The organism is Candidatus Dormiibacterota bacterium (assembly GCA_036495095.1).
Lineage (GTDB): Bacteria > Chloroflexota > Dormibacteria > Aeolococcales > Aeolococcaceae > CF-96.
Window position 1 is genome coordinate 17027 of sequence record DASXNK010000164.1, and the last position, 11584, is coordinate 28610.

Here is an 11584-nt window from a genome sequence, read left to right on the forward strand (position 1 = left end):
ACGGCGCCGGGGTCATGCGCCTGTCAGCAGCTCCTCCGGGAGCTCCACGGTGCGCGAGCGCAGCCACTCCCCGAGCCCCTTCGCCTGGGGGTCGAAGCGGGTCGACGACGCCACCCCCTCGCCGAGCAGACCGACGATGACGAAGTTCAGCGCGCGCACCCGGGGCAGCTCGTACCGGCGCACCTCGAGCGCCGCCGCCTCGGGGAGCAGCGCGCGCAGCCGGTCGGTGGTGAGGTGCTCGCGGAGCCATGCCCAGGCAGCGTCGCCGCGCGCCCAGACCCCGAGGTTGGCGTTGCCGCCCTTGTCGCCGGAGCGCGCCCCGAAGAGCCGCCCCAGGGGGACGCGCAGCAGCGGGCCGGCGGGCGGCGGCGACGGCACCGGCCCCGGCTCGAGCCGCACCGGCGCGGCGGCGCCGGGGGTCACCTCGGTGTGGGGCACCTCGACGCGGCCGCCGTCGGGCAGCACCACGGTGTGCACCACCGCTCCGGCGGGCACCAGCGCCGGCCAGTACACCCCGTAGGCGGTCTCGGAGGTCGGCGGCGAGGTCGGGAAGAAGCCCGCGTAGCTCGCCAGCGCCAGCTCCATGGTGGCGTTCGAGAAGGCGCGGCCGACGGCGCGCGGGTCGGGGTCCTTCACGGTGACCCGCAGCAGCGCGGTGCCGGCCTCGTTGCTCTCGGCGTCGGGCCGGTCGGTGCGCAGCAGCCGCACGTCGGTCTCGGCGAAGCGCTCGCGGCCGCCGAGGATGCCGAAGAGCAGCTCCTCCGCGTGGCGCGCCTTCGCCTCGATGTCGAGGCCGGTGAGCACCATCGTCATGGTGTTGCGGTAGCCGCCGAGATAGTTGAGGCACACCTTGAGGTCCGGCGGCGCCGGCTCGCCGCGCACCCCGTCGACGCGCACCCGGTCGGGGCCGTCCTGGGTGAGCCGCACGCTGTCGAAGCGGGCGACCACGTCGGGGTTGGCGTACGCCGGCGCCCCGATCTCGTAGAGCAGCTGCGCGGTCACCGTGCCCACCGAGACCAGGCCGCCCGTCCCCGGGTGCTTGGTGATGACCGAGCCGCCGTCCGCGGCCACCTCGGCGATGGGGAAGCCGGGATAGCGGCGGTCGGTGATCTCATCGAGGAACGCATAGTTGCCGCCGGTGCACTGCGGTCCGCACTCGATGATGTGGCCGGCGACCACGGCGCCGGCGAGCGCGTCCCAGTCGGTGCGCTGCCAGCCGTGCCACCAGGCGGCGGGACCGACGGCGAGCGAGGCGTCGGTGACCCGCGGGCAGACCACCACGTCGGCGCCGGCGCGCAGGCCCTCGACGATCCCCCAGGCGCCCAGGTAGGCGTTGGCGCTCACCGGCTGCAGCTCCTCGCCGAGCGGGCGGCCGGTCTCGAGGTGGTCGAGCCGCACCCCGGCGTCGCGCAGCTCGCCGAGCCGGGGGAGCAGGTCGTCGCCCTCGACGTGGGCGATCCGCGGGTGCAGGCCGAGCCTGGCGGCGAGGTCGCGCAGCGCCGCCGCCAGCCCGGCGGGGTCGAGGCCGCCGGCGTTGCTCACCACCCGGATACCGCGGTCGAGGCAGGTGCCGAGCACCTCCTCCATCTGCCGCAGGAAGGTGGTCGCATAGCCGGCGCCGGTGCGCTCCCGCGCCTTCCAGAGGATGAGCATGGTCAGCTCGGCGAGGTAGTCGCCGCAGAGCACGTCGATGGGGCCGCCCTCGACCATCTCCCGGGCGGCGGCGAGGCGGTCGCCGTAGAAGCCCGAGCAGTTGGCGATGCGCACCGGGCGGCGGGGCTCGGTCATGCGTCCGCGTCCACCACCGCGAGCACCGCCCCGGACTCCACCTGGGTGCCGGCGGCGACGTGCACCTCCACGACGGTGCCGGCGTGGGGAGCCTGCACGGTGTGCTCCATCTTCATCGCCTCCAGGACGAGCAGGGGCTGGCCGGCGGTCACGGTGTCGCCGGGTTCGACGAGGACGCGGACCACGCAGCCGGGCATGGGGGCGCGCAGCGAGCCGGTCTGCACCGCCGCCCCCGGCTCGGGGAGGCGCTCGACCTCGCGGAGCAGCGACGACCCCAGCGGGCTGTCGACGTGGACGGCGCCACCGGCGGCGTGCACCCGCACCCGGCGGCGCACCCCCTCGATCTCGAGGTCCACGGCCTCGGCCCCGGCCGCGTGGAGGCGCACCCCGGAGAGCGGCTCGCCGTCGACGCACACCACCGGCGGATCGCCGGCCGCGTAGCCGACGCTGATCCGCCGCTCGCCGCAGTCGTAGTCGACCTGCTGCAGCGCGCTGGGGTTGTTCCGCCAGCCCGAGGGCACCGACCGCAGCACCGGCGCGGCGGCGCGCCGGGCGGCCTGCGCGGCGAGCGCCGCCGCCACCGCGTGGAGGCGCAGCGTCGCCGGGTCGCCGGGCGGGGCCCCGAGCACCGCCGGGTCGTGGCGGTCGAGATAGCCGGTGTCGGTGCGCCCGGCGAGGAAGTCGGGCTCGCGGAGGATGGCGACCAGCAGGTCGCGGTTGGTGGTGACGCCGTGCACCTCCGCGCCGGCGAGCGCGGCGGCGAGCCGCTGCGCCGCCTCCAGGCGGGTGGGCGCCCACGCGATCACCTTGGCGATCATCGAGTCGTAGTGGACGCTCACCGCCGAGCCGTCGCCGTAGCCGCTGTCGACGCGCACCCCCTCCGGCTCGGGGATGCGGAGGCGGTGGAGGACGCCGCTGGCGGGCAGGAAGCCGGCGAGCACGTCCTCGGCGTAGAGCCGCGCCTCGACGGCGTGCCCGCTCATCCGCGCCTCGAGCACCTCGGCGGGCAGCGGCGCACCCTGGGCGACGAGCAGCTGGAGGCGCACCAGGTCGAGGCCGGTGACCATCTCGGTGACCGGGTGCTCGACCTGGAGGCGGGTGTTGACCTCGAGGAAGTGGAAGCCGCCGCCGGCGTCGAGCAGGAACTCGACGGTGCCAGCGCCGGTGTAGCCGATGGCGCGCGCGGCGGCGACCGCGGCGGCGCCGATGCGCTCGCGCAGCGCCGGGTCGACGGCGGTGGACGGCGACTCCTCGACGATCTTCTGGTGGCGGCGCTGGATCGAGCACTCGCGCTCGAAGAGGTGGACGGCGTTGCCGTGGGAGTCGGCGAAGATCTGCACCTCGACGTGGCGCGGCGCCTCCACCCAGCGCTCCAGGAACACGGTGCCGTCGCCGAAGGCCGCCGCCGCCTCGCGGCGTGCCCCGTCGACGGCGGCGTCGAGCCCGGCGGGCTCGCGGACCACCCGCATCCCCCGTCCGCCGCCGCCGAACGCCGCCTTCACCAGCACCGGGAAGCCGATCCGCTCCGCCGCGGCCAGCAGCGCCGCGGACCCGCCGCCGTCGACCGCCTCGCTGCGCAGCACCGGCACCCCGGCGCGTGCCATCAGCTCCTTGGCGGCGAGCTTCGAGCCCATCGCCTCGATCGCGGCGGGGGGCGGGCCCACGAAGACCAGCCCCGCCTCCTCGCAGGCGCGGGCGAAGCCCGCGTTCTCGGAGAGGAAGCCGTAGCCGGGATGCACCGCGGTCGCCCCGGTGCGGCGGGCGGCGTCGACGATCAGGTCCGCACGCAGGTAGGTGTCCGCGGGCGCGGCGCCGGGCAGGCGCACCGCCTCGCCGGCGAGGGCGACGTGCGCAGCGCCGGCGTCGGGGTCGGAGAACACCGCCACCGTGTGCATGCCCATGGCATGCGCGGTGCGCATCACCCGCACCGCGATCTCGCCGCGGTTGGCGACCAGCAGCCTGCCGATGGGACGCGCTGCGCTCACATCCGGAACACGCCGAAGCCGCGCCGTCCGCGGACCTGGTCGGAGTGGGCCGCGCTGAGCGCGATGCCGAGCACGGTGCGGGTCTGGCGGGGATCGACGATGCCGTCGTCGTAGAGCTTCGAGGTGATGAAGAAGGGGTGTGACTCGCGCTCGATCTGCTCCTCGACGGCGCGGGTGCGGGCCGCGTCGGCGGCCTCGTCGTAGGCCTTCCCGCCGGCCTCCGCGGCCTGGCGGGCGACGATCGAGAGCACCCCGGCGAGCTGCTGCGGACCCATCACCGCGAGCTTGGAGTTGGGCCAGGCGAAGAGCAGGCGCGGGTCGTATGCGCGCCCGCACATCCCGTAGTTGCCGGCGCCGTACGAGGCGCCGATGTTCACGGTGACGTGGGGCACGGTGCTGTTGGTCACGGCGTTGATCATCTTCGCGCCGTCCTTGATCATCCCCGACTGCTCGTAATGGGCGCCCACCATGTAGCCGGTGGTGTTCTGCAGGAACACCAGGGGGCGGTCGATCTGGTTGGCGAGGAGGATGAACTCCGTCGCCTTCCGCGCCTCCTCCATGAACAGCACCCCGCGCGCGTTGGCGAGCACGCCGACGGGATGGCCGTGGATCGAGGCCCAGCCGGTGACCAGGCTGGTGCCGTACAGCGCCTTGTACTCGTCGAAGCGCGAGCCGTCGACGACCCGGGCGAGCACCTCGTGCGGGTCGAAGGGAACGCGGAGGTCGGCGGAGGCGATGCCGAGCAGCTCCTCGGGGTCGTGCAGCGGGTCGTCGGCGGGCTCGGTCGGACCGGGGCCGAGCTTGCGCCAGCCGAGGTCGGCGACGATCTGCCGGCCCAGGCGGATGCAGTCGCGCTCGTCGACGGCGAAGTAGTCGGAGACCCCCGACACCCGCGAGTGCATCTCCGCGCCGCCCAGCGACTCGTCGTCCGACTCCTCGCCGGTCGCCATCCTCACCAGCGGAGGGCCGCCGAGGAACACCTTCGCCTGGCGGTCGACGAGCACCGCGTGGTCGCACATCCCGGGCACGTACGCCCCGCCGGCGGTGGAGTTCCCGAACACCAGCGCGATCGTGGGGATGCCCGCCGCGGACAGCGCCGTGAGGTCGTGGAAGGTGCGTCCCGCGGGGACGAAGAGGTCGGCCTGGGTGGGCAGGTCGGCGCCTCCCGACTCCACCAGCCAGATCAGCGGCAGCCGGTTGAGCCGGGCGATCTCGAGGGCGCGGAGCTGCTTGCGCAGGGTATGCGGGTTCATCGCCCCGCCGCGCACGGTGGGGTCGTTGGCGGTGATCACGCACTCGACCCCGGAGACCACGCCGATGCCGGTGACGATGGCGGCGCCGACGTGGAACTCGGTGCCCCAGGCGGCCAGCGGCGAGAGCTCGAGAAAGGGCGCGTCGCGGTCGACGAGCAGCTCGACCCGCTCACGGGCGAGCAGCCGGCCGCGGCCGCGGTGGCGCTCCACGTAGCGCTCGCCACCGCCGGCGCGGGCGAGGGCGAGCTGCTCCTCGTGGGCGGCGAGCGCGGCGAGCAGCGCGGCGCGGTTGGCGCGGTAGGTGTCGCTCCCGGTGTCCACCGTGGAGCCGAGGACGGCCACGGGAACATGGTAGCCGCCGGTGCGGAGTCGGCGTCACCTTGTGGTTGATATTTCGACCAACGGTCGAGTATGACCTCTGCCGGCCGCGGTCCCGGAAGCCTCACACTTGCCGCCACACGTGCCTGGATCGGAGGAATCGGCGGGCGATGAGGCGTGCTCTGGTGGTGGCCACGCTGATCTCGGCTGGCGCGAGCGCCGCCTGCGGGACCGCGACCAGCCCGGGTGTCCAGCCGGGGCCCTCCCCCGCCGTCTCCTCGATCGCACCGTCCCCGACCGCGCCGGCCTCGACCTCGCCGGGGGCCTCGACCCCGTCCGAGGTGGTGACCGTGCAGGCGACATGCCCCGGGCACTGCGTGGACATCACCTTCGAGCTGACCGTGGTGGCGGCCCCCCCTGCGGGCGAGAGCCTCTCGCTCGACGTCCGCATCCCGGGGCAGCAGCAACACTCCGTCACGCTCTGCGGCGCCACCGGCTCGAGGCGGTGCGCCGGGGATGCCACCGTGTACCGGGTGGTGTTCTCGAACGTGGCCGGCGGTGGGAGCGCCTCCTACAGCTTCGACGAGGTGGGCTCGTCGGCGCAGGTCACCACCATCCGCCAGGGGACGGTCGACCTCGCCACCTCGTCGACGGTCAGCGCGAACTTCCCCACCGGCCCCTAGATCGCGATCGAGGCGTTCCCCGACCACGCGGCCGTCTCGTCGCGGTCACCGCCCGGGGGAACGCACCCCATCCACGAGCAGGCCGGTCACCTCGGCGGCGACCTCGTCGAGGCTGAGCCGTCCCTCGGGTGAGAACCACAGCGGCACCGCGTTCAGGGTGGCGATGATCGAGTGCTGGGCGATGCGCAGGTCCATGTCGCGGAACACCCCCGCCGCCATCCCCTCGCGCAGGATCGTCTCCAGCCGGGACATGTACTCGTGGAGCGGACGGCGCACCACGTCGTCGCGGATGCCACTCAGCGCCACCCGGGCGCTCACCGCGCCCACCGGGTCGGTGCAGATGATCCGGACGTGGCTGTGGCAGAAGGCGCGGAGCCGCTCCTCGGGCCCGACCCGCGACAGCAGCAGCTCGGCGAGCGCCTCCTCCTGGGCCCGCACCACGTGGACGACGACGTGGCCGAGCAGTTCCTCCTTGCTGCGCACGTAGTAGTACAGGCTGGCCTTGGAGAGGCCGACCCGCTCCCCCACCGCCTCGAGGGTGGCCTTCTCCAGACCCATCTCGCGGAACACCTCCACCGCGGCGAGCACGATGAGCTCGCGCCGTGACTGGCGCCGGCGCACCCGCCGCTGCTCCGACTCGGCGGTGACCGGCGCGCTGGTGCCGGCCTCGCTCACGTGAAATCGCCGGCCGCGTGCCGGAGCAGGGTGATCAGCTCGGTGAGACGCGCGATCTCCTCCGGCTCGAGGCCGCGCAGGCCGAAGTCGCCGCCCATCAGCTCGGCGGTGGCGCGCTCCACCCGGGCCCGGCCGGCCTCGGTGATCTCCACCAGGGTGGTGCGGCGGTCGGTCGGGTGGGCGACCCGTCGCACCAGCTGGTCCTGCTCGAGGCGGTCGACGGCGTTGGTGACGCTGGTGGGATGGACCATGAGACGCTCGCCCATCTTGCTCATCGGCAGCGAGCCGTGCCGGCTGAACATCAGCAGCACCAGCGCCTCGTAGCGCGCGAAGCTCAGCCCGAAGGGCCGCAGGATGGCGTCGATCTCGCCGAGCAGGATCTGCTGGGCGCGCATGATCGAGGTCACCGCCGCCATCGGGCCGGTTGCACCGAAGCGATCGCGCCAGTGCCGCGAGGCCTCGGCGATCGGGTCGAAGGCGAGCGCGCGACGTCCGTTCGGCCGGGCGCCGCGCGTGCCGCTCTCGGTCAGAACTGTGGAGCCTCCGTGTACCCGCCCCAGAGCTCGGTCAGCGCACCGCAGATCTCGCCCAGGGTCGCCTCGACGCGCACCGCCTCGATCATCGCAGGGACCATGTTCTCCGCGCTCCCCGCCACCCGCGCCATGCGCGCCAGGGCGCCGTCCACCGCCGCCTGGTCGCGCTGGGCGCGGCGCTCGCCGAGGGCGCGGTTCTGCTCACGCTCGACCTCGTGGCTCACCCGGAGGATCTCCAGCGGCGAGTCGACGCTGCCGGTCAGGGTGTTGACCCCGACCACCCGCTTCTGGCCGCGCTCCATGGCGCGCTGGTGGGCGAAGGAGGAGTCGGCGATCTCGGAGAGGAACCAGCCGTCCTCGATGCCGCGGAGGATGCCGCCGCTCATGGTGCCGTCGTGGCTCATCGAGCGGATCCGGGCGAAGATCTCCTCGGCCTCGGCCTCGACCCTGTCGGTGAGCTGCTCGACGAACCAGGAGCCGCCCAGCGGGTCGACGACGTTGAGCACCCCGGTCTCCTCGGCGATCACCTGCTGGGTGCGCAGCGCGATCTGCGCGGCCCGCTGGGAGGGCAGCGCCAGCACCTCGTCGAGGGCGTTGGTGTGCAGGCTGTTGGTGCCGCCGAGCACCGCCGCCATCGCCTCCACCGCGGTGCGCACCACGTTGTTGTCGGGCTGCTGCGCGGTCAGCGAGACCCCCGCCGTCTGGGTGTGGAAGCGAAGCTGCTGCGCCCGGGCGGTCCTCGCGCCGTAGACGTCGCGGAGCCAGCGCGCCCAGATGCGGCGGGCGGCGCGGAACTTGGCGATCTCCTCGAAGAAGTCGATGTGGGCGTCGAAGAAGAAGGAGAGGCCGGGGGCGAACTGCTCGATGTCGAGCCCGCGCGAGAGGCCGAGCTCGACGTAGGCGAAGCCGTCGGCGAGGGTGAAGGCGAGCTCCTGCGCGGCGGTCGAGCCGGCCTCGCGGATGTGGTACCCGGACACCGACAGCGGCTTGTACGCGGGCACCTCGCGGGCGCAGTACTCCATCAGGTCGCCGATCAGCCGCAGGTGCCGCTCGGGCTGCCAGAGCCACTCCTTCTGGGCGATGTACTCCTTGAAGATGTCGGTCTGCAGGGTGCCGTTGAGCACCCGGTGGTCGACACCCTGCCGCTCGGCCGCGACCACGTACATGCAGAACACCGGGACCGCCGGACCGCTCACCGTCATCGACGTGGTGACGTCGCCGAGGGGGATGCTGTCGAAGAGCAGCTCCATGTCGGCGACGCTGTCGACGGCGACGCCGCAGTGGCCGACCTCGCCGAGGCTCTTCGGATCGTCGCTGTCGCGCCCCATCAGCGTCGGCATGTCGAAGGCCACGCTGAGCCCGCCCCCGCCCTCGGCGAGGATCATCCGGTAGCGCTCGTTGGTCTGCCGCGCGTTGCCGAACCCGGCGAACTGGCGCATCGTCCACGGCCGCCCCCGGTAGCCGGTGGGGTGCAGCCCGCGGGTGAAGGGAAACTCGCCGGGCCAGCCGATCCGCTCGAACCCGGCATAGCGGTCGCCGGGTCGCGGGCCGTACACGGGATCGACCTCGCTGCCGCTCAGGGTGGTGAAGTCGGCATCACGAACCCGTCCGGCGGCGGCCGCGGCGTCGTACGCCGCCTGCCAGCGCCGCCGGCCGGCCTCGATGTCCTCGCTCCCGTCGGGCGCGGGAACCCCCTCCCCCTGCTGCTGCTGCCAGGCCATCTGTTGCCCCCTCGGTGTGGGTGGTCGACGAGGCGATAATACTAGGAAGTCCTACTATTGGGGGGGCCAGTAACGCCGGACCGGCGGGGCGACGCCGGTGGGGATGCGGCGCTGACGACCCGCAGCCGTCACACTGGGGCTGCGCGGCGCTCCGCGCTGAAGGGGGGATTCGCAGTGGACTTCCGGGTGCTGGGCCCGCTGGAAGTCTGGGATGGCGAGAGGCAGCTCAGCCTCGGCGGCGGGAGGCAGCGCGCCCTGCTCGCCATGCTCCTGCTCCACGCCAACCGGGTGGTCCCCGTCGACGCCCTGGCCGCGGCGCTCTGGGGGGAGGTCGCCCCGGGGCGGGCCGAGGCCGCGCTCCAGACCCATGTCGCCGCGCTGCGCCGGCTGCTCGAGCCGGAGCGCGACCGGCGGACGCCGGCGATGCTGGCCGCTCGTGACGACGGGTACCTCCTCCAGGTCGGCGTGGGCATGCTCGACCTCGACCACTTCGTGCGGCTGGCCGGCGAGGGCCGGCGCCTGCTCCAGGGCGACCCCGCGACGGCGGCGGAGAGGCTGCGGGCCGCCCTCTCCCTCTGGCGCGGCGACGCCCTCGGCGACGTCGCCCTCGAGGGTGAGGCCGGCGTCCTCGCCGCCCGCCTCGACGAGCGCCGCCTCGCCGCCGTCGAGGACCGCATCGCCGCCGAGCTCGAGTTGGGGCGGCACGCGGCCGTGGTGGCGGAGCTGGCGGCGCTGGTCGCCGCCCACCCCGGGCGCGAGCGCCTCCTCGGCGAGCTCATGCTCGCCCTCCACCGCTGCGGCTGCACCGCCGAGGCGCTGACCGCCTACCGCGACGCGCGCGGGGTCCTCGACCCCGGTCCCGAGCTCCGGAGCCTGGAGCGGGCGATCCGGGCGCGGGACCCCGAAGCCGGCGCCCCGGCGCGACGGGCCGGGGCGCCGGCGCCGGCCCCGGCCCCGGCCCCGGCCCCGGCCCCGGCCCCGGAGAGCGCACCGTCACGGGCCGCCCGGCGGCGGTGGCGGCGCCGCCTCTGAGGTCGAGCTCGAGCCCGCTCATCCGCCGCCGGTGCGGCCACTGATCAGCCGCTCCCAGGAGCCGACCGGGGCGGCGGCGGCGGCCGGCGCCGGCACCAGGGTGTGCACCCCGGTCACCTGCCGGGTGCCGGTGCGGCCGCGGCCCAGGCCGCCGGCGCTGTACCGGTTCTGCTCGTCGAGCAGGCGGGCGAAGAGCCCCCCGGCGCGGCTGAGCTCGGCATGGGTGCCCTGCTCGGCGACCCGGCCACGGTCGAGGACCACGATCTCGTCGACGCTGCCGAGGGTGCTGAGGCGGTGGGAGATCATCAGCACGGTGCGCCCCCGCACCAGGGTCTGGAGCGCCCGCATCACCTCGGCCTCGGCCTCGACGTCGAGGCTCGCGGTGGGCTCGTCGAGGATGAGGATGGGAGCGTCGCGGAGGATCGCCCGGGCGATGGCGAGGCGCTGGCGCTGGCCGCCGGAGAGGTTCCTGCCCCCCTCACGGACGCGGGCGGCATAGCCACCGGGCAGGGCCGCCACGGTGTCGTGAATGTGCGCCTTGCGCGCCGCTGCGACGATCTCCTCGTCGGTGGCGTCGGGGCGGCCGAGCGCGATGTTCTCGCGCACCGTGCCCTCGAAGAGCACCGAGTCCTGGAGCACCAGGCTGATGTTGTCGCGGAGCACGGCGAGGGGGTAGTCCTCGACGTCGATGCCGTCGACGAGCACCGACCCCGACCAGGCCTCGAAGAAGCGCGGGATCAGCTTGACCAGCGTGGTCTTGCCGCAGCCGGACAGCCCCACCAGCGCGATCCGCCGCCCCGCGGCCACGTGGAGGTCGACACCGCGGAGCACCGGGCTCCCGGCGTCGTAGCCGAACACGACGTTGCGGAGGGTGACGTCGCCACGCACCCGGTCGCGCCCCTGGTACACGCGCACCGGCTCGACCATCTCGGGAACCTCGTCGAGGATCTCCTGCAGCCGCTCGGCGCCGGAGGCGGCGCTGGAGGTCAGGTTCATGAGCTTGGAGAGGTTCTTCATCGGCTGGTAGAGCAGCTTGGAGTAGGCGAGGAACACGGTCAGCGAGCCCACCGTCACCGCCCCCTCGGGCACGGTGAGGACGCCGAGGCGGAAGCGATGGCCGTGGCCGGCGGCGATCCATCCGCCGATCGTGATCAGGGTGGCGTTGCCGGCGGCGAGCAGCACCAGCACCAGCGGCGAGAACTCGGCCTGCAGCCGCCCGCCCCGCGAGCCCGCGGCGCGCTGCCGGTCGGCGTGGCGCGCGAAGTTCTGCTCCTCGCGCTCCTCGAGGGCGAAGCCCTTCACCTCGGCGATCGCGGTCAGGTCCTCGGACGCGACCTCGGCGACCCGCCCGGCGGCCTTCGCGGTGCGCCTGGCCGCCGCCTTGATCGCGAGGGTGTAGCGCACCACGATCACGAAGAGCGGCGGCGCGATCACCATCGACACCACCGTGAACTGCCAGCTGAGCAGCGCCATCACCACGACGATCCCGATCAGGGTGAGGATGCCGCTGAGCAGGTCGACGAGCCCGTCGGTGACCAGCTTCTCGATGTCGGCGACGTTGCCGGTGATGCGCTGCACCAGGTCGCCGGTGCGCTG

9 protein-coding genes are annotated in these 11584 nt (G+C 74.1%); 2 read left to right on the plus strand and 7 right to left on the minus strand.

What is annotated here, in order from left to right:
• Positions 1-12: 12 nt before the first annotated feature.
• The 3 genes from VGL20_16800 to VGL20_16810 form a co-directional block, all read right to left on the minus strand.
• Positions 13-1788, minus strand: a complete 1776-nt coding sequence (locus VGL20_16800; protein HEY2705343.1) for an acyclic terpene utilization AtuA family protein — start codon at positions 1786-1788, stop codon at positions 13-15.
• Entirely contained in the window at positions 1785-3707 is a 1923-nt protein-coding gene (locus VGL20_16805) for a biotin carboxylase N-terminal domain-containing protein (GenBank protein ID HEY2705344.1), read from the minus strand. The genes VGL20_16800 and VGL20_16805 overlap by 4 nt, the downstream gene beginning before the upstream one ends.
• Positions 3708-3769: 62 nt before the next feature.
• Complete coding sequence (locus VGL20_16810) at positions 3770-5368, minus strand: carboxyl transferase domain-containing protein (GenBank protein HEY2705345.1); 1599 nt, start codon at positions 5366-5368, stop codon at positions 3770-3772.
• 146 nt (positions 5369-5514) lie between these two features.
• Here VGL20_16810 and VGL20_16815 point away from each other — a divergent pair, with 146 nt between their 5' ends.
• Positions 5515-6027 (plus strand): hypothetical protein, encoded by a 513-nt coding sequence (locus tag VGL20_16815; GenBank protein HEY2705346.1) that lies wholly within the window; start codon positions 5515-5517, stop codon positions 6025-6027.
• A gap of 45 nt (positions 6028-6072) precedes the next feature.
• Here the strand turns inward: VGL20_16815 and VGL20_16820 are convergent, their stop codons facing one another.
• The 3 genes from VGL20_16820 to VGL20_16830 all read right to left on the minus strand — a co-directional run bounded on the left by VGL20_16820 (position 6073) and on the right by VGL20_16830 (position 8956).
• On the minus strand, positions 6073-6702 hold the full coding sequence (locus VGL20_16820) for a TetR/AcrR family transcriptional regulator (GenBank protein HEY2705347.1): 630 nt from the start codon (positions 6700-6702) through the stop codon (positions 6073-6075).
• On the minus strand, positions 6699-7118 hold the full coding sequence (locus VGL20_16825; GenBank protein HEY2705348.1) for a MarR family transcriptional regulator: 420 nt from the start codon (positions 7116-7118) through the stop codon (positions 6699-6701). The genes VGL20_16820 and VGL20_16825 overlap by 4 nt, the downstream gene beginning before the upstream one ends.
• 110 nt (positions 7119-7228) lie before the next feature.
• The gene (locus VGL20_16830) at positions 7229-8956 is read right to left on the minus strand and encodes a methylmalonyl-CoA mutase family protein (protein ID HEY2705349.1); all 1728 of its coding nucleotides are present in this window, start codon (positions 8954-8956) and stop codon (positions 7229-7231) included.
• 174 nt (positions 8957-9130) lie between these two features.
• On the opposite strand from VGL20_16830, the gene VGL20_16835 reads away from it, so the two are divergent.
• Positions 9131-9988, plus strand: coding sequence for an AfsR/SARP family transcriptional regulator (locus VGL20_16835; GenBank protein HEY2705350.1), 858 nt, complete (start codon positions 9131-9133; stop codon positions 9986-9988).
• Between the two features lie 18 nt (positions 9989-10006).
• On the opposite strand, the gene VGL20_16840 is transcribed toward VGL20_16835, so the two are convergent.
• Positions 10007-11584: ABC transporter ATP-binding protein (locus tag VGL20_16840; GenBank protein ID HEY2705351.1), on the minus strand; the 1578-nt coding region annotated here is incomplete at its 5' end.

Excerpts from the sequence above, each read along its gene's own strand:
- VGL20_16815 (HEY2705346.1), top strand. The coding sequence starts at position 5,515 with ATGAGGCGTGCTCTGGTGGTGGCCACGCTGATCTCGGCTGGCGCGAGC.
- VGL20_16805 (HEY2705344.1), bottom strand. The coding sequence starts at position 3,707 with ATGCGCACCGCGCATGCCATGGGCATGCACACGGTGGCGGTGTTCTCC.
- VGL20_16830 (HEY2705349.1), bottom strand. The coding sequence starts at position 8,956 with ATGGCCTGGCAGCAGCAGCAGGGGGAGGGGGTTCCCGCGCCCGACGGG.
- VGL20_16825 (HEY2705348.1), bottom strand. The coding sequence starts at position 7,118 with ATGGCGGCGGTGACCTCGATCATGCGCGCCCAGCAGATCCTGCTCGGC.
- VGL20_16800 (HEY2705343.1), bottom strand. The coding sequence starts at position 1,788 with ATGACCGAGCCCCGCCGCCCGGTGCGCATCGCCAACTGCTCGGGCTTC.